At 58.8% G+C, this 18,511-nt stretch carries 15 protein-coding genes; 4 read left to right on the top strand and 11 right to left on the bottom strand.

All coding sequences use genetic code 11. From position 1 onward, the window contains the following. The first annotated feature begins 69 nt into the window (after window positions 1-69). Window positions 70-984, top strand: a complete 915-nt coding sequence (locus A7K61_RS22515) for a LysR family transcriptional regulator (RefSeq protein WP_069558412.1) — start codon at window positions 70-72, stop codon at window positions 982-984. Here the strand turns inward: A7K61_RS22515 and A7K61_RS22510 are convergent. The 9 genes from A7K61_RS22510 to A7K61_RS22470 all read right to left on the bottom strand — a co-directional run bounded on the left by A7K61_RS22510 (window position 975) and on the right by A7K61_RS22470 (window position 8,690). Continuing rightward, window positions 975-1,460 carry a DoxX family protein gene (locus A7K61_RS22510; RefSeq protein WP_044267569.1) on the bottom strand — a complete coding sequence of 162 codons (486 nt, stop codon included), beginning with the start codon at window positions 1,458-1,460 and terminating at the stop codon, window positions 975-977. The genes A7K61_RS22515 and A7K61_RS22510 overlap by 10 nt on opposite strands. Continuing rightward, on the bottom strand, window positions 1,457-2,233 hold the full coding sequence (locus tag A7K61_RS22505) for a DUF2063 domain-containing protein (RefSeq protein WP_069558411.1): 777 nt from the start codon (window positions 2,231-2,233) through the stop codon (window positions 1,457-1,459). Before A7K61_RS22505 ends, A7K61_RS22510 begins: the two co-directional genes overlap by 4 nt. Then, entirely contained in the window at window positions 2,230-3,108 is an 879-nt protein-coding gene (locus A7K61_RS22500) for a DUF692 domain-containing protein (protein WP_069558410.1), read from the bottom strand. Before A7K61_RS22500 ends, A7K61_RS22505 begins: the two co-directional genes overlap by 4 nt. A 22-nt stretch (window positions 3,109-3,130) precedes the next feature. Beyond that, complete coding sequence (locus A7K61_RS22495) at window positions 3,131-3,427, bottom strand: DUF2282 domain-containing protein (protein WP_044267561.1); 297 nt, start codon at window positions 3,425-3,427, stop codon at window positions 3,131-3,133. Between the two features lie 267 nt (window positions 3,428-3,694). Continuing rightward, window positions 3,695-4,396 (bottom strand): ABC transporter ATP-binding protein, encoded by a 702-nt coding sequence (locus tag A7K61_RS22490; RefSeq protein ID WP_003193540.1) that lies wholly within the window; start codon window positions 4,394-4,396, stop codon window positions 3,695-3,697. Between the two features lies 1 nt (window position 4,397). Next, window positions 4,398-5,165 carry a high-affinity branched-chain amino acid ABC transporter ATP-binding protein LivG gene (gene livG, locus A7K61_RS22485; RefSeq protein WP_003193538.1) on the bottom strand — a complete coding sequence of 256 codons (768 nt, stop codon included), beginning with the start codon at window positions 5,163-5,165 and terminating at the stop codon, window positions 4,398-4,400. After that, window positions 5,162-6,415, bottom strand: coding sequence for a high-affinity branched-chain amino acid ABC transporter permease LivM (locus A7K61_RS22480; protein WP_003193536.1), 1,254 nt, complete (start codon window positions 6,413-6,415; stop codon window positions 5,162-5,164). Before A7K61_RS22480 ends, livG begins: the two co-directional genes overlap by 4 nt. Beyond that, window positions 6,412-7,335 carry a high-affinity branched-chain amino acid ABC transporter permease LivH gene (livH, locus tag A7K61_RS22475; RefSeq protein WP_003193535.1) on the bottom strand — a complete coding sequence of 308 codons (924 nt, stop codon included), beginning with the start codon at window positions 7,333-7,335 and terminating at the stop codon, window positions 6,412-6,414. Before livH ends, A7K61_RS22480 begins: the two co-directional genes overlap by 4 nt. A gap of 227 nt (window positions 7,336-7,562) precedes the next feature. Beyond that, on the bottom strand, window positions 7,563-8,690 hold the full coding sequence (locus tag A7K61_RS22470) for a branched-chain amino acid ABC transporter substrate-binding protein (RefSeq protein WP_003193533.1): 1,128 nt from the start codon (window positions 8,688-8,690) through the stop codon (window positions 7,563-7,565). Between the two features lie 341 nt (window positions 8,691-9,031). Between A7K61_RS22470 and A7K61_RS22465 the strand changes: the two genes are divergently transcribed. After that, the gene (locus A7K61_RS22465) at window positions 9,032-9,337 is read left to right on the top strand and encodes a DUF2288 domain-containing protein (protein WP_032895676.1); all 306 of its coding nucleotides are present in this window, start codon (window positions 9,032-9,034) and stop codon (window positions 9,335-9,337) included. Between the two features lie 251 nt (window positions 9,338-9,588). Beyond that, window positions 9,589-13,806, top strand: coding sequence for a dermonecrotic toxin domain-containing protein (locus A7K61_RS22460; RefSeq protein ID WP_069558409.1), 4,218 nt, complete (start codon window positions 9,589-9,591; stop codon window positions 13,804-13,806). A 55-nt stretch (window positions 13,807-13,861) separates the two neighbouring features. On the opposite strand, the gene A7K61_RS22455 is transcribed toward A7K61_RS22460, so the two are convergent. Further along, window positions 13,862-16,126, bottom strand: coding sequence for a bifunctional diguanylate cyclase/phosphodiesterase (locus A7K61_RS22455; RefSeq protein WP_069558408.1), 2,265 nt, complete (start codon window positions 16,124-16,126; stop codon window positions 13,862-13,864). Window positions 16,127-16,265: 139 nt separating this feature from the next. Further along, window positions 16,266-16,634, bottom strand: coding sequence for a YkgJ family cysteine cluster protein (locus tag A7K61_RS22450; RefSeq protein ID WP_069558407.1), 369 nt, complete (start codon window positions 16,632-16,634; stop codon window positions 16,266-16,268). 253 nt (window positions 16,635-16,887) lie between these two features. Here A7K61_RS22450 and A7K61_RS22445 point away from each other — a divergent pair, with 253 nt between their 5' ends. Continuing rightward, entirely contained in the window at window positions 16,888-18,234 is a 1,347-nt protein-coding gene (locus tag A7K61_RS22445) for an MFS transporter (protein WP_032895679.1), read from the top strand. Window positions 18,235-18,511: the final 277 nt, after the last annotated feature.

Genomic DNA, 18,511 nt, shown 5'->3' with positions numbered 1-18,511 from the left:
TCTAGTGTGGCTTTTTGGTCGGATAAACGCGCTAATAGGCAACCTTTGGTTTTCAAATGGAAACAATTCATGAGCGAAATGGATGACCTGGCGGCGTTCGCCGTGCTGATCGAAGCCGGCAGTTTCACCGTGGCGGCTGCACAATTGGGCTGCAGCAAAGGGCAGTTATCCAAGCGCATCAGCCAGTTGGAAGCGCAGTTCGCCGTGGTACTGCTGCACCGCACCACGCGCAAGCTGAGCCTCACCGCTGCCGGCGCGGCGTTGCTGCCCCAGGCACAAGCGTTGGTGGTGCAGGTGGAACGCGCCCGCCAGGCCTTGGCGCGACTCAAAGATGATTTGGCTGGCCCTGTGCGTATGACCGTTCCGGTGTCGTTGGGCGAAACCTTCTTCGATGGTTTGTTGCTGGAATTCTCCAAGCAATATCCCCAGGTGCAGATCGAGCTGGAGCTCAATAACAGCTACCGAGACTTGGCACGCGATGGCTTTGACTTGGGCGTACGCTCCGGCGCCATCGAGCATGAACGCCTGGTGGCCAAACCCTTGCTGGCCTGGCATGAAATGACCTGCGCCAGCCCGGCTTATCTGGAACAGCATGGCGAACCACTGACCCCGGCGGACCTGGCGGCGCACAGCTGTCTGCTCAACAGCCATTACAGCGGCCGCGAGGAATGGTTGTACCACCAGCAACACGAACTGCTGCGGGTAAAGGTGAGCGGCACCTTCGCCTCCAACCACTACAACCTGCTGAAAAAAGCCGCGTTGGTCGGCGCCGGTATTGCCCGCCTGCCGTCCTACGTTCTACCTGCGGAACTGGCTGACGGCCGATTGCGCTGGCTGCTGCGCGACTATCAGACACGCAGCATGCCGATGTACCTGGTGCATCCCTATCAGGGCGGCCTGCCACGGCGTACCCAGGTGTTGGCCGACTACCTGGTGGACGGGTTCAAGCGCAGCGGCGAGGCACTGGACCGACTTCAGCGATAACGACGGGCAATCAGGTGGTCGACGGACAGCCAACCCGGCCCTTTGGCAAGCAACAGCAATAACAGCGCCAGCCAGGTGCCGTGAGTGGGATAGGCGTCCGGGTAGACGAACAGCTGGATGGTCAGGGTCATACCGATCAAGGCCAGGGCCGAAAACCGCGTGGCGAACCCCAGCAGGATCAATACCGGAAAAAAGTGCTCGGCAAAGGTTGCCAGGTGCGCGGCCACCTGCGGCGACAGCAGAGGCAGTTGGTATTCGCTGCGAAACAAAAACAGGGTCGAGGCCGCAAGTTTGGGCTCGCCCCATTGGAAGGTGCCGCTGATCAGGTCGATGGCAAAGCCTTCGACCTTGGTCTGCCCGGACTTCCAGAACACCGCCGCAATGGAGAAGCGCGCGATAAAGGCGATCAGGCTGTAGGGGATTTTTTCAAACAGTGCGACGGTTCGCTTTACCAGGCAGGGAGCGGGAATGTTCATGGCAATACCTCGGGTGGCAGGTGCAAATGGGTAATGGCGTCGTGGCTGATCAACAGCGTGAGACATTGGTGCAAATCGAATTCGGTGGAGGCTTCCAGAGCATCAGCTATGGCCATCTCCAACCCAGCGCCTTGGTTGAGGCGGTTGATAAAGGTCACTGATCCGCTGTCGACGGCGAATACCTTGACCGCCAACCCTTGGCGCAAGACCAGCGCGCCTTGGGCATACCAGGGGTTCAAGCTGGCGACGGCCCCGTCGGTCTGGTGCGCCGCCCAAACCGATACCACCGCGTAGGAAGATTCCAGCGTGGCGAGTGACGGATGCAGTCGTACACGCAGTTGCCCCAGTTGCGCGCAACCTTGCAGTTGCTCAAGTACGCTGTGCTGATCCAGGACCTGGCAATCCGCCGCGTGATAAGCGCGAACCCGTAAGCGTTCCAGCCGGGCGACATCGGCCAGGTAGGGCACGCTTGAGGCCGGTTCGAAAGCCTGGATAAAGTCAGCGAACGTGCCGCCGTACTCACTGATCAACGGGCTGATAGGCGGGTGGGCCTGGACATACAGGCCGGCCATGGTGCGGAAAAACTCATCGCCGACCAGTTGCCGCGCCACCGGGTAGGCGGCTACCAAGGCATTGATCAACGCGCTATGGACATTGTTGCGATACACCGCAAAGCGGCTCGCCGGCTCGGCACCGTTGCTGCTGAACACGCCCTCGGGGCAGGTTGCTTGCGGGGCCAGTAAAGCTTGGGCAAATGCCTGCTGAATACTCATCGGGCCACCTGCGACAAATACCCTTCGGCCTGTCGGGCCTCTGCTTGCAAAACGCTGAACGCGGGCACTTGGTTATCCCGCTCGATCAGCGTGGCGACAGCTCCCGTCCGCGCCAATACCTGTGCGTACAGCTGCCACACGGCGTTATCGATCGGCGCGCCGTGGTCATCGATCAGCAGGCGGTCGCCCAGGCTGTCAGTGTCTTCGGCAAAGCCGGCCAGATGAATCTCACCCACTGCGTGCAATGGCAGGGCATCGATGTAGGCCAGCGGGTCGCGCTGATGATTGATGCAGGACACGTAGACGTTGTTGACGTCGAGCAGCAGGCCGCAACCGGTACGGCGGATGATCTCGCTGATAAAGTCGGTTTCGTCCAGGGTAGAGCGCTGGAACTGCAGATAAGTGGACGGGTTTTCCAGCAGCATCGGACGCTTGAGCGTGCTTTGTACCTGGTCGACGTGTTCGCACACCCGCTCCAGGGTGCTGACGTCGTAGGCCAGGGGCAGCAGGTCGTTGAGAAACACCGGGCCGTGGCTGGACCAGGCCAGGTGTTCGGAAAAAGACTGGGGTTGGTAGCGTTCGATCAGCGTGGCCAGGCGAGCCAAGTGCTCGCGGTCCAGAGGGCCTTCGCCGCCAATGGACAGGCCGACGCCATGCAGTGACAGGGGGTACTGCGCACGAATCAACCCCAGATAGTGGTGAAACGGGCCGCCGGCCACAATGTAGTTTTCGGCGTGTACTTCGAAAAAACCGATGTCGGGGCGGGTCTCGAGCACCTCGGTGAAGTGCTCGGTCTTGAGCCCCAGCCCGGCCCGATAGGGCAGGCCGGGCGCCTGAGCCGGTGAGACCGCGTGTTGGGCTGTAAGCGTCATCATCAGTACTCAGGCTGCGCGGGGGTCAGGATTGGGCGGTGAAGGCCGCTTCCTGGCCAAAACCGGTCGGCGAGGTGGTGCTTGGGGTCTGGGTGCACGTGCCGGCGGGGACCAGTTTCCAGGCATTGGCCTGGTCTTTGGTTTTGGAGGTGCCAGCGCAGGAAGTACCGGCGCCCGCGGCGCAGTCATTCTTGCCGGCTTCAGCCACGCCGAAGCATTTCTGCATGTCGTCGGCCGCGTGGGCGGTGGTGGTCAGGGCGGACAGGCTCAGGGCAGAACCAAGGGCCAGAACGAGGGTGGCAGCGGACAGTTTGGTGGTCATGGTATGTCTCCAGCAGTGGTTGAATGCGCAGGCTTGATTGCCTGCATGCACCACTAGAGAAAGGGGGAGGGAATTCGTTACAAGGCCATCGAAAAAAATTGCAAACAACACATATTTATTTTTACCAGAAAAATGAGAACTGGCTTGTGTGGGAGTCGGGCTTGCCCGCGATGCAGGCACCTCGGTGCTTCAGATACACCGAGGTGATGCTATCGCAGGCAAGCCAGCTCCCACACAAGCCAGCTCCCATTTTAGAACTCACTCTTTCTAGCCGCCCAGGTACGCCTCCCGCACCTTCGGATCGGTCAGCAATTGCTCACCGGTGCCCTGCATCACCACTCGGCCATTCTCCAGCACATAGGCGCGGTCAGCGATTTTCAGCGCCTGGTTGGCGTTCTGCTCTACCAAAAACACCGTCACACCGTCCTTGCGCAGCTGTTCGATGATGTCGAAGATCTGCTGGATGATGATCGGTGCCAGGCCCAGGGAAGGCTCGTCCAGCAGCAACAGCTTTGGCTTGCTCATCAGCGCCCGGCCAATGGCGAGCATTTGCTGTTCGCCGCCGGACATGGTGCCGCCGCGCTGGCTGAAGCGTTCCTTGAGACGGGGGAACAGGTGCAGCACCTTGTCCATCTGCTCCTGGTAATCGCCCTTGTCGGTAAAGAACCCACCCATGGCCAGGTTCTCTTCGACAGTCAGGCGCGAGAACACCCGACGGCCTTCCGGCACCACCGCAATGCTCTTGCGCATGATCTCGGCGGAGTGCTTGCCCACCAGTTCTTCACCCATGTAGCGGATGCTGCCACTGTAGGCTTGCGGCGAACCGCACAAGGTCATCAGCAAGGTCGATTTGCCTGCGCCGTTGGCGCCGATCAGGGTGACGATCTCACCCTGGCGCACTTCCACATTGACGCTGTGCAGGGCCTGGATCTTGCCGTAGAAAGTGGAAACGTTTTCGAATTGCAGCATTTTACGCTTCCCCCAAATAGGCTTTGATCACTTCAGGATTGTCGCGGATCTGCTCCGGCGTCCCGTTGGCCAGCGGCGTGCCCTGGTTGATCACCACGATGTGGTCGGAGATGCTCATGACCAGTTTCATGTCGTGTTCGATCAACAGTACCGTGGCGTTGTTTTCCTCACGCAGCACACTGATCAGCGCCTTGAGGTCTTCGGTTTCCTTGGGGTTCAGGCCGGCGGCAGGTTCGTCGAGCATCAGGATGCGCGGGCGGGTCATCATGCAACGGGCGATTTCCAGGCGACGTTGCTGGCCGTAGGCGAGGGTCCCGGCGGGGCGGTTGGCGAACTCGGTCAGGTTGACCTTGTCCAGCCAGTACGCCGCGTATTCCATGGCCTCGCGCTCGCTCTTGCGGAACGCCGGGGTCTTGAACAGGCCGGCGAAGAAGTTGGTGTTCAAGTGACGGTGTTGGGCGATCAACAGGTTCTCGACCGCCGTCATGTCCTTGAACAACCGCACGTTCTGGAAGGTACGCACCACGCCTTTGCGCGCGATTTCGTGGCCGGCCAGGCCCTGGATCGGCTGGCCGTCCAGCAGGATGCTGCCACCGCTCGGCTTGTAGAAACCGGTGAGGCAGTTGAACACCGTGGTCTTGCCGGCGCCGTTGGGGCCGATCAGGGCTACCACTTGCTTTTCTTTGACGGTCAGGGCCACGCCGTTGACCGCCAGCAAACCGCCGAAGCGCATGCTCAAATTTTCGACTTTCAGGATCTCGCGGCTCATTTGCGCAGCTCCATGTGTGGACGTTGCATGGGCAGCAGGCCTTGAGGGCGCCAGATCATCATCAGCACCATCATGGCGCCGAACATCAACATGCGGTATTCGCTGAACTCACGCATCATTTCCGGCAGCAGGATCATCACGATGGCCGCGAGGATCACGCCCAGTTGCGAGCCCATGCCACCCAATACCACGATGGCGAGAATGATCGCCGACTCGATAAAGGTGAACGATTCCGGCGTCACCAGGCCTTGGCGAGCGGCGAAGAAGCTGCCGGCAAAACCTGCAAACGCAGCGCCCAGGGTGAATGCGGAAAGTTTGATGATGGTCGGGTTCAGGCCCAGGGCGCGACAGGCGATTTCATCTTCGCGCAACGCTTCCCAGGCGCGCCCGATGGGCATACGCAGCAGGCGGTTGATCACGAACAGGGCCGCCAATGCCAGCAACAGCGCGACCAGGTACAGGAACACCACTTTGCTCACCGGGTTGTAGGCAATCCCGAAGTACTCGTGGAAGGTCTGCATGCCTTCGGCGGCGCTGCGGTCGAACGACAGCCCGAAGAATGTCGGCTTGGGGATGCTGCTGATGCCGTTGGGGCCACCGGTGATGTCGGTAAGGTTACGCAGGAACAGGCGAATGATTTCGCCGAAGCCCAGGGTCACGATGGCCAGGTAGTCACCGCGCAGGCGCAGCACCGGGAAGCCCAGCAGGAAGCCGAACGTGGCCGCTGCCATACCGGCCAGCGGCAGGCAGATCCAGAAGCTCCAGCCCAGGTAATGCGAGAGCAGCGCGTAGGTGTAGGCACCCACGGCGTAGAAGCCCACATAACCCAGGTCGAGCAGGCCGGCCAGGCCCACCACGATGTTCAGGCCCAGGCCCAGCAATACGTAGATCAGGATCAGGGTGGCAATGTCGACCGCGCCGCGCGAGCCAAAGAACGGCCAGATCAGCGCCGCGATGATCAACCCGATGATGATGTAGCGCTGGGTGCGCGGCAGGGTCAGAAATTGGCTGACCTTGGGCGACACCAACGGGCCACGGTTGCCCTTGAACAAGGCTCCGACCTGCTGGGTGAACAGTACACGCAGGAACATCAGCACCGAACACAGCGCGATGACAGTCAGGGTGACAGGCCCGGTGCCATGCACTTCCAGGTTGATGCCGACAATGCTCAGTTTGAGACCGAGTACCGGAAAGGCCACGGCCCAGACCAGCAAGGCGCTGAAAAACGCCGATTTAAGATATCTGCTCATACTTTCTCAACCTCCGGACGGCCCAGGATGCCGGTCGGACGGAACAACAACACCAGAACCAACAGGCCGAACGCGACGACGTCCTTGTACTGGTCACCGAAGATATCGGCACCAAAGGCTTCGGCCACACCCAGCACCAGCCCGCCGAGCATGGCGCCCGGAATGCTGCCGATGCCGCCCAATACCGCTGCGGTAAAGGCCTTGAGGCCCACCAGGAAACCGGCGTTGGGGTTGATCACGCCGTATTGCATGCTCAGCAACACGGCCGCCACGGCCGCCAGCGCAGCACCAATGACGAAGGTCAGGGCGATGATGTTGTTGGTGTTGATGCCCAGCAGGTTGGCCATCTTGATGTCTTCGGCACAGGCCCGGCAGGCGCGCCCCAGACGGGAGCGGGAAATGAACAGCGTCAGGCCCAGCATGGCCACCAGGGTGACCACGAAAACCAGAATCTGCATGTACGAAATCAGCACTTCTTGTGCGCCACCTGGGCCGAAGGAGATGCTCCCCGGAATCAGGTTGGGAATGGACTTGTCCTTGGAGTCCTGAGACAGCAGTACGGTGTTCTGCAGGAAAATCGACATGCCGATGGCAGAAATCAGCGGGATCAAACGGTTGCTGCCCCGCAGGGGACGGTAGGCAACCCGCTCGATGCTGTAGCCATAGGCACTGGTCACGATGATCGACGCCAAAAACGCAGCGGTCATCAACAGCGGCAGGGAGTGGATCCCCATCATGGCCAGCCCGGCAAGGGCGATGAAGGCCACGTAGGAACCAATCATGTACACCTCGCCATGGGCGAAGTTGATCATTCCAATGATGCCGTAAACCATTGTGTAGCCAATGGCTATCAAGGCATAGGTGCTGCCAATGGTCAGGCCATTAACCAGCTGTTGGAAAAAATGATAGATCTCAGGCATTACAGCGCTCCTAAAAACCCGATACGCATTTCACTGGTGGAGTCATTTCCGGCTCGGTGCCCTGTTCTGTGACCAGGTTGCACAAAGCGTTTGCCAGCGAACCGCTGGTGACGGTTTTAAGATTTTCAGGTGAGCCAGCGCCCGGATCGCGGGTGACATGGCCCATAAACCTCGTAAAACAAAGCCCACTGCTTGCACAGTGGGCTTGTTGACCAGTAACGCCTGGCTTACTGAGGGGAAACTTCGGTTTTTGGTTTACCGAAGTGCCATTCGTAGACCACGAACTTGAAGTCCTTCAGGTCGCCCTTGGCGTCGAAGCTCAGGTCGCCCGTAGGGGTCTTGAAGGTACCGGCGTGGATGGCCTCGGCCACTTTGGCGGTGTCTTCGCTTTTGGCCGCAGCAATACCACCGGCAATCACTTCAACTGCCGAGTAGGCCGGGAACACGAACGGACCGGTTGGGTCCTGCTTGTTCTTGGCGAACTCTTCAACGATGGCTTTGTTGGCTGGGTCGGTGTCGAAGGATTTCGGCAGGGTTACCAGCAGCCCTTCGGAAGCGCCCTGGGCGATTTGCGAGATCGAGTCGTTACCCACGCCCTCTGGGCCCATGAACTTGGCGTTCAGGCCTTTTTCCTTGGCTTGGCGCAGGATCAGGCCCAGCTCAGGGTGGTAGCCGCCGTAGTAGACGAAGTCGACGTTGGCTTGCTTGAGTTTCTGGATGATCGAGGAGAAGTCTTTGTCACCGGCGTTCAGGCCTTCGAAGACGGCAACCTTGGTGCCTTTTTCTTCAAGGGTCTTCTTCACGGCGCTGGCGATGCCTTCACCGTATTGCTGCTTGTCGTGCAGTACGGCAACGATTTTCGGCTTCACGTGGTCGGCGATGTAGTTGCCGGCCGCTGGGCCTTGCGCGCTGTCCAGGCCGATGGTGCGGAAGATCAGCTTGTAGCCACGGGAAGTGATTTCAGGGCTGGTGGCAGCCGGGGTAATCATGATGACGCCTTCGTCTTCATAGATATCCGACGCTGGCTGAGTGGAGCTGGAGCAGAGGTGGCCGACGACGAACTTGACGCCATCATTGACCACTTTGTTGGCAACGGCCACGGCTTGTTTTGGATCGCAAGCGTCGTCGTATTCCTTGGCTTCAAGCATCTTGCCGTCTACGCCGCCCTTGGCGTTGATGTCTTTGATGGCTTGCTTGGCACCCATGAATTGCATGTCGCCGTATTGCGTCACCGGACCGGTCTTGGGACCGGCGATGCCGATCTTGATGGTGTCGGCTGCGAACGAATGGCCGGCAACCCCAGCCAGGACCATAGCGGCAAACAGTTTGGAAATCTGCTTAGTAGCCTTATTCATAGTGCTCCACTCTTACTGTTGTATTTTTTATAGTTCTAGCGGCCTTGTGAGCTGCAGAACCGGATCAGATATCGCGGATATCCCCCCGGCATTGCCCTGGCAACTGTACCGGTACAGTGTAGAGCGCTGGCTGATCGCTTGAAAAGCTGGCAGCTGGGGGCAAAACCTGGGTATGTCGCTTAAATGAAAGAAAAAGACAGAATCGCGGCGGGTTGCGAACAGCTTTCAAGGCATTCCTTGGCTTTCCTGGCACTTTCAATCGCTACTTCATTTGCTACTGGGTTTTTCTGCCTGAGCGACGGGGCTATGATTGCGCCGATTTTTTACTCAGGTGAATTCCCATGACGCAAGAACCAAGCACCCTCTATGCCAAGCTGCTCGGTGAAACCGCCGAAATTTCCTGGAAGGAGCTTGAGCCGTTCTTTGCCAAGGGTGCCCTATTGTGGGTCGATGCCAGCCTGGATTTGATCGAGGCAGCCGAGGGAATGGCCGAAGACAACCGGGACAAAGTCGCCGCCTGGCTAGCCGCCGGGAGCCTTGGCGAAGTGTCTGCGACGCGGGCATTGGACCTGGTTGAACGGGATCCGAGTTTATGGGCGGTGGTGGTCTCGCCCTGGATACTGATCCAGGAAAGGGCACGACTCTGAGGCGCTGCACTTATTTGGCGCGAACTTACGGAGGGTTAAAGTGTGTAATCGAGTAGCGTGATGGCTCTTTGCCGTGAAGAAACGTCACACGCCAGGGTGACGTTAACGTCACGGGCACAGTTGTATGCCTTCTGCCACGCCGTTTTAATTGTTATAGGGTATGTCAGGATCTTCCCGGTAAGTATGTAACGCTGTTTCCAGCGACACATCCGTAATTCTCAGCCCTGAAATCATTGACTCAGGGCTCGACCATGCAACCGACTTACCGATTGTCCTCCACGCCTGCCGCAAGCCTTGCGGCGACGCAGGACAACGAATACAAGACCCATTACCGCGACCAGCTCCAGGGCATCGACACCACACTGCAGTTCCTGCGGTCTCGCCCCACTTTCTCGGCCTTTATCAATGAACGGGTAAATGCGACGTTCACATCGCCCGCAAACCTGGACGCGTCTCGGGTATTTATCAAAAGCGATCCGAGCGACGTTGTGGTTGCGCAGGACGCCGTTCAGGCGACTCGGCTGCTTCCAAGCGTGATGGATGCTGTCATCAGACGAATCGTTGACCAGCAACCCGCGTCTTTTGCCAGCCGCAGCACTACTTTTACCTTTGACCGCGACAAGGACGCCGACGAGCAGTTGCCCTCATCGCTGACACCGGCTGCATTTGACACGTTTCTCGATGAACTGTCGGCTTCGCTGCAGACGGCCTATCGGGCGTGCCTGGATACTTTCTGGAAACAGGCAGTCAGTACGACCGACCCGCGCTTGCCCCAGGATTCTGTGATCTCGGCACGTAGCAAACAGATCAGCGTAGAGGCTTCGTTGCTCAGGGCCGATGGGACGCTTAACACCAACGGCTTGCGCCTGGTCGAGACGTTCGTGGCATATCCCGATGCGGTCGCACGGCAAGCACGGCCCAACAGGCCAGCGGCTTACGCCGTGGTGTTGAAGGGCGCAGGTACTGGCGCTGATATGCCTTTGCAGGGTGCGGTGATGCTGACCGCTAGGGATCCTTTCGATTCGTCCTCCAACAGGAGTAAGCCGCTTGCACCGCTCGTGGCTCGCCCGGTAACAACCAGCGTCAATGTGGGTATCGTCGTTTTGTTTACACCTAATCGCGGCCTCGAGGCGTTCCAGTCCTTGGCGCTTCTGGATCAGGAACTGCATCGGCGATTAAACACCGACTACGAGTTCGATGGCCTCTTCTCCCTGCTTGCGGACAAACACTACGAACCCGCGACGGCCCTGCGTGACAAGGCACAGACCACCGGTTGCTTTGACTACAAAGAAATCCTTGAATCAGTCTTCAGCGCCAGCGTGGCGGCGCAGTATGAAAAGCTGGTCGATGATTTTGCGTTCATGGTGAGTCGGTATCAGCGCCGGGGCACGGATGAAGACTTCAGCCAGCTGCCAGTCAGCCTGGATCGAACCATGGACATGCAAAAGTGCTTCAGCGTCAGCGAGGTGTTGCGCGCTCGTGAAACCAAACGCTCCAAAGCCGAACTCGAGCAGTTTTTAAGCGCGGCCTCAGAGGCCGATAAACAAGCCTGGGCAGCGGCCGCGCGTGACTACCTGGGCGAACTTGAACGTGCTTATACCGGGGAGGGGCTGCCCTCGGTTTTACAGTATGGTGACCAGCAGGCGCTATTGGCCTACAGCAGTGAGCAACTGGCGCAGGCGCTGGAAAACCAGTACGGCATCGAGACGGACCCGTGCGATATTCAGGTCACTGTTCGTCGGCCCAACCCCGCGCCTGGTCTTTATTTTCCCGGCGCCAGGCCCAATCCGCAGAGTGGCCAGCCGCACTATTCCACTGAAACTAAAAGCCTGGCGGCGCTGGCCCTGGAAAATGTCGACTATCTGGACGAGGTGTTTGTGGCCAAGTCCCAATTGAGCCTGTACGGGGAACCCTACACGGCGTTGACCACACAACAGGTCAAGGACCTGGTACGTGACGTGGATATAGGCGGCTCCTACATTGAGTTTCTTAATAAACGTCTTCTGACATCGGCCGAAGCCAAGCAGCTCAAGCAGAGTTTCGTCGACGTCATGTGCAAGCAGCTCAGGGTCGATGGGATTGAAGCCAAGATTGCCAAGGACTTTACGAGCGACAGTTATGCACGGGTCAAAAGCGTGCTTGACCACCCCACCGAGACTGCGGAGCGGGCCAAGGTGGGGGGCTATCAAGTCAGCGTTTCGGCGCTTTATATACGTGATATTCACGTGCGCGGTGTCCTGGCGGTTACCTGCGCCAACCCGAAAAACAATGTGATCGCCTTGTATACCCCACGGTCCCCGGATGGGCGCGCCTTTCGCGAATACACCGGTATGACGCAACTGCTGGATCAATTCGTCAATAACAATGGGTGGCAGGATTATTTATTTGAGCGCATGGATGGTTCTGCGCTGCCACGACTGCGAACCACATTCAGAAGAGGGATTTTCCGAAGCGAGATCTCTCTGTGGGGGATCAAGGGCAATTTTCTGGAGCGCGCCTACGATTTCGAGGCCCGCGCTGCCATCGCTCAGGCTGACCGCAAGACCACCAGTACCCATGAGTCAAATGTGCGTAGCACCTGGACGGTGGTCGAAGGGTTGGTTGAAGTGGCGTTAGCGGTTTTCCCGGTCAAGGTGACGTTTGTCATTGGCTTGGTGCGCAGCGCAATGGCGTTGAGTGCCGCCCTGGATGCTTTGCAAAATGATGACAGTGTGGGGGCGACTCATGAGTTTGTCAGGGCATTCGGCTATATGGTGGGGGCGTTGATTGACGGTGCGGTGGGGTTCGCGCCTGTGCGCCTTCCTTCGGCGCGGCCAGGCTTGCCGCACCAGATGGCGCTCAACGCGGCGCCCAAAGACGTCACACCATTGGCAGGCTGGGAAAGCCAAGGGTTTTATACCCGCGCGGGAAAAGGCTCGACGCCCGGACAGCATTTCCTCAAGGAAAAGGACCAGTGGTTCAAGGTCATCTATGACGAGACGACGGCAATCGGAACCTGGCGTTTGCAGAACCCACGTCGAGACGGTCGGCATCACTATCACCTGCCGCCTATTACTCGCAACACGGCTAACGAATGGATCATACGCTCGCCCGAGAGTGGCCTGAGGGGCGGTTATCACTCGCGTATGGCACGTGATGACCTGATGCGGCTCTACCCAGACCTGGGTGATGTGCAAGCGGCGCGGGTCCTGGATTCGTTCGAGTTTCCTGCCGGGCGGGAGCGGGCCATGGAGCTTCGTCTGGTGCGGCGCCTGGGGGATGGCCCGCTGGAATTGCAAGCCATTGGGCTGCGCGATATTCCTGTCGAATTTCGTCAATACCTCAATGCGACCACGACACTCGATCAGGCCAGGCTGCGGCTACAGGGTATAGACCCCGGGCGTACCGCCCCTGTTGCCCTGCCGGCGGCGCGCGCGAGTGTCATCGTGACTCAGCAATGGAAGTCCTGGGGCACGAAGATTGATCCTGCCTTGCTGCAACGTAAGTCTGATATGTTCAGTATCTGGGAGTACAAACCGGTTTACAGCCAGCAATCGGGTTGGTCTCAGCTCGAAGGCAACTTTATTAAAATCGATGATCTTTACTATCGCACCCATGAGAATCCGCTGTGGTTCGCCGACAATGTAAGTATCTACAAGCCGGGCACCACCTATGACGACTTTGACAGCTTTGAACTGATGTTGCGCAACAACCCCACCGAACAACCGATGATCGCCACCTATGATCGGGCCGCCTACTTACGGGGAGCACAAAGCTGGCAGGTCATCGAAAGAAGACCGTTTGAGAAAACCATCACGGCCTATGTTCAAGAGGCGTTTCCAGACTTGACTTCAGTGAGCCACACGCAGATCGCTCGGGCTGTATTCAATAAGTATCGCAAGGACTACAAGTATGTGGACATGCTGCGGGTGTGGCGCACTGGGCAGACAGCCTCGGATACCCCTTTGTCACTGCTCGAACCGACGCGGCACACAATAGGATCGAACCCGAGGATTCCTCTGGGGCGCGCGCACGAAGGTACGCAGCCAGCAGCCTGGCGGCGTGTGGATTTTGCTTCGGATCGCTTTGAACCGCACTTCAATCACGCCGTCACGCGTCCGGGGCCGGTGACGCTGCGGTCATTGATGACCGAAGTAATGGCCAAGGTTGCCCATGGAGAGCTTCTGGAGGTGTCAGGCACCAAACTGCTGTTCAGGCGAGCAGGGGACGATAGGTTGTATTGTTTGCACCTGGTCGATACGTCGGGGGCGTTTATCGCTGACCGGGCGTTCCGAAGAACCTTACATCGATCCCGGGACTATCGGGGGGTGAATAGGGGGCAATTTGGGCTGCAGTACACCAGTTTCACAAATACGGACTTCGGTACGGCGCTGCATCACCAAAAGGTCATTAATCTGATTGGCGGACTCCAACACAACAGGCGTAGCGTCCAGCCCTCTCAGCTGTTCATTATCAGGTTGGATACCTAGCGCTTGGTTCTACGTGTATCCCCTGCACACGGCTTGTTTTGGGCAGCAGACGCTATCAGCGAATCGGCCTGACAATAGACTGCGAACCCATTCGTTCCGTAGCGGGATCCTTGGGGGCAGGGGTTTCGCTGTTGGTTTCCACGCTGAGCGGGTACAGCGGATTGCGCATGGCAATCCCCTGCATCACGCCGATGATGGCGTCGAAGGGCACCGCCGGGCTGAGCAGGTAGCCCTGGATGTAGTCACAGCCATGCTTGAGCAACAGCTCGAACTGCGCCTGGGTTTCCACCCCTTCGGTGACCACCTGCAAGTGCAGGGTGTGGGCCATGCCAATAATCGCCTGGACAATTTCACTGTCTGCGGTGGATTTGGGGATGTCCTGGATAAACGAGCGATCGATCTTCAAGGTGTTGAGCGGCAAGCGCTTGAGGTAAGCCAGCGACGAATAGCCAGTGCCGAAGTCATCGATGGCCAGTGACACACCCAGGGCGCGAATCTGCCGCAACAGGGCCAGGGTGCTGCTGATATTGCCCATCAACGCGTTTTCAGTGACTTCCAGTTCCAGGCGGTTGGTGCCGATGCCGGCGAAGCGCAGGGCGTCTTCGATTTCATCGGCCAGTTCGTCACGCGCCAGGTTCAACGCCGAGCAGTTCACCGCCATGATCAACTCGGTGTAGCCCCGGTCAGACAACAGGCTCAGGTCGTGACAGGCCTGGCGCAGTACCCAGTGGTCCAGTTCGGCGATCAACCCGTTGTTCTCGGCAATGCCGATAAAGCGGTCCGGGGCCAGCAGCCCGTGTTGGGGGTGTTGCCAGCGCACCAGGGCTTCCAGGCGCGTGACCTTGCCCAGCTTCATGTCGAATATCGGTTGATAAAACAGCACCAACTGGCTGCGCGTACGCAAGGCGGCGCGCAGTTCTTCTTCCAGTTGCAGCTCAAGAAAGGCACGGGTTTTAAGGTTGGAACTGAAGAAGTTCAGACAATTGCGCCCGGCATCCTTGGATTGGTACAGCGCCAGGTCGGCGGTTTTAAGCAGTTCTTCGCAGGTGTGGCCGTCTTCGGGAAACAGGCTGATGCCGATGCTGGTGGTCATCACCATGCGCCGGCCGGCCAGTTCGATGGGTTCTTTCATCTTCTGCATGATGCGCTGGGCCATGTTCCGGGCTTCGTCGCGGTGATGAATATTGACCAGGATGCAAAACTCATCGCCGCCAAAGCGTGCCACCACATCTTCATGGCTGCGTATCGAGCCCTTGATATGCCCGGCCAGCACCGTGAGCAACTGGTCGCCGGCATCATGGCCCAGGCTGTCATTGATACGCTTGAAGTGGTCGATATCGAGGAAGATCACCGCCATCATGCCCTGAGTGCGGGTTTTTTCCGCGACTTTCTCCGCGAAGATCTGATTGAAACCACGGCGGTTGAGCAGGCTGGTCAACGCGTCGAAATGGGCCACTTGTTGCAGCGAGGCGCGGGCCTGGTCGAGTTCGCTGAGCAGCGCGTTGACCCGGCGCAGGTCGCGCTCCTTGTGTTGCAGCTTCTTGTCGGCCAGGGCTGCGCTGACGCTGCTGCCGATCACCAGCAAGGTGATCATCGCGACTGAAAGGCCCAGTTGAATCGGGTTGTCATCGGCCCGCAACGACAGGTCCGTGCCGCTGGGCACCAGCATTTGCATGGCCGCCATGCCGGTGAAGTGCATGCTCAGGATCCCGGCACCCAGCACCAGGCTGGCGGCGTATTTGAGCAGTTGGTGAAACACGCCGGCCCCATTGCGCAGGTAACTGGACAGCAACAACGCCGCCAGGCTGGCGCCCATGGCAATCGCCACCGAGGCCAAAAACAGCCGTGTTTCGAAGTACACCTGGGCCTGGGAACGCATGGCCGACATGCCCACGTAGTGCATCAACGCGATACCCAGCCCCATCCACACTGAAGCCACCAGGTACTGATGAAAACGCAGGTGGGTATGACTGAGGGTCTGCATGGCGAGCAACGAAGCGATCAGAGCGATCAGCAGCGAGGCGAAGGTCAAGATCAATTCGTAGTGAATGGCAATGGGCGCTTGGAAGGCCAGCATGCTGATGAAATGGGTCGACCAGATGCCACCTGCCAGGCATCCCGCACCCAGCCAGCGCCAATGGCGGCGGGCGGTGGGGTTTTCGACATGGCCGACACGTTCGGCCATGTCCAGGGTACCGAAACCCGCCGCGCAGGCGACCAGGTACGCCAGCAACACCAGAAACGGGTTATGACTGCAATTGAGCAATAAGTGCCCGCTGTCGGGAAGGTCGGTAAAAAAATGCTGCCCCAGCCATTCCATAGCTTATCCCGTCACAGAGCCCTGTCACTGCCAGCGGCGATGACCTATGAGCTCGAGTATAGGAGTCTCTCGAGCTTTGCCATCAGTAATGGCGTTTTGATCTCAAATTATTTTGATATGCCTTCCATAGCGTTTGGTGCTAAGCGCTGATCGGCAGGTCGAGTTCGAAGTGTGGAGCCTCCAGCGGGGCCAGGCCAAATGCGGCACGGGCGGCGTCGCAATCGACATTTTGCACGCCCTGGCTCCAGGACGCCTCGAACTCGCGGCACACGCTGGAGCGTTGCTCATAAATTGAGCAGCTTGTGGCTTGTCCGACTTCACCTTCAAGGCTGGCGCAGCGTGCCGGCTTGCGGTCGGTGCCGATCATCGCCACGCGGCTGGGGTTGATCTGCACCACCAGCTCATCGGGCACCGTGCCCCCGGACGAGGTGCACTCACCCCAAAAGAAAGACACGCGAAAGTGTGAACAGCAGGCACCGCAATTCAGACACGGACTGGCTTCGGACATGGGCGTCATCAATAAGAAAAGTAGGAGGAGGGTGCTGCGAAAGGCTCGCCATTCTATCCGTGCCATGGCCGTTGGGAAGAGGGGCACGCACTTATATTTTCGTGGGCAAAATCCCCGGTTGCCTGGGTGAAATCATGCCCTATCAGCTTTACGAATCATTACAGACAATCACCGCCAGCCTGACTATGTTGCAGTGACCTGAGCAGGATGCATCGGGCATCGCAGCTCTCATAACAATAAAAGAGACGGACCCATGCAGAACTCGACCCAAGCGGCGAATGCCTGGCGCATTCTGTTCCTGCTGTTCCTCGCCAACCTGTTCAATTTCTTTGACCGTACCATTCCCGCGATCATCATCGAGCCCATTCGCATGGAATGGCACTTGAGCGACTTCCAGCTCGGTATCATCGGCACCGCCTTTACCATTGTCTACGCCATTGCCGGGCTGCCGCTCGGGCGCCTGGCCGACACCGGTTCACGCAGCAAGTTGATGGGCTGGGGCTTGTTCGCCTGGAGCGGGCTGACGGCGGTCAATGGCATGGTCGGCAGTTTCTGGACCTTCCTGTTGGTGCGCATGGGCATTGGCATCGGCGAAGCCAGTTATGCACCGGCGGCCAATTCGCTGATTGGCGACCTGTTTCCCGCCCACCGCCGCGCCCGGGCCATGGGGATTTTCATGCTCGGCCTGCCGTTGGGCCTGTTGCTGGCGTTCTTCACCATCGGTGCGATGGTCAAGGCGTTCGACAGCTGGCGCGCGCCCTTCTTTATCGCGGCGGTGCCGGGGCTGATCCTGGCGGTGTTCATGTTCTACATAAAAGAACCCAAGCGGGGGGCAGCGGAAACCGTGCAAGTTTCCCAGGAGCGCGTCGACCGCCCGATCCGCCGCGTGCTGGCCGTGCCGACCTTTCTGTGGCTGGTGCTGGCCGGGCTGTGTTTTAACTTTGCCACCTATGCGTGCAACTCATTCCTGGTGCCGATGTTGCAACGCTATTTCCTCATGCCGTTGCAGGACGCGGCCGTCGCAACCGGCGTCATCGTCGGCCTGACCGGCCTGGTGGGCTTGACGCTGGGTGGGTGGATTGCCGACAAGATTCATCAACGGGTCGCCAATGGTCGATTGTTGTTTGCTGCGTTCAGCTTGATCATCTCCACGGTCACCACCGCCTGGGCATTGCACGCCGGGCGTGTTGAGATCGGGGTGTTTGTTGCGCTGTTCAGTGTGGGTTGGTTGTTTGCCTACAACTTCTACACCTGCGTGTATACCGCGATCCAGGACGTGGTCGAACCGCGTTTGCGCGCGACAGCGATGGCGCTGTTTTTTGCCGGGCTGTATTTGCTCGGCGGTGGCATGGGGCCGGTGGTGGTCGGGGCATTGTCCGATCACTTTGCTCATTCGGCGATGTATGCGGACGGGGCGCAGCAGATGACCGAGGCTTATAAAGCCGTGGGCTTGCATGACGCCATGTACCTGATTCCGGTGGCGCTGTTCTTGACCATGCTGTTTCTGTTCCAGGCCTCGCGCAGTTTTGTGCGCGATGCCAAGCGGATGAAGGAAGGGTTGAGTGCGGTTGAGGTGCCGGCGGCTGCGGCTACAGCTTGAGATCGAGGTGACCCTTTTGCAGGCAAGCCAGCTCCCACCTTTGACCGAGTTGACTGAACCTTGTGTGGTCAATTGTGGGAGCTGGGCTTGCCCGTGACGGCCGGATAGCCGACGCTGTTCTAACTGACGCGCCGCGATCTAAAAAATGTGGGAGCTGGCTTGCCTGCGATGACGGCCTGAAAGCCGACATCTCTCTACCTGACACCCCACAATCCACCTGTGGGAGCGGGCTTGCTCGCGAAGGCGGCCTGACAGTCAACACAGTTGGATCGGGTAC

This window comes from Pseudomonas sp. AP42, from assembly GCF_001728935.1.
GTDB lineage: Bacteria > Pseudomonadota > Gammaproteobacteria > Pseudomonadales > Pseudomonadaceae > Aquipseudomonas > Aquipseudomonas lactis.
This window is presented reverse-complemented; position numbering and strand designations above follow the sequence as displayed.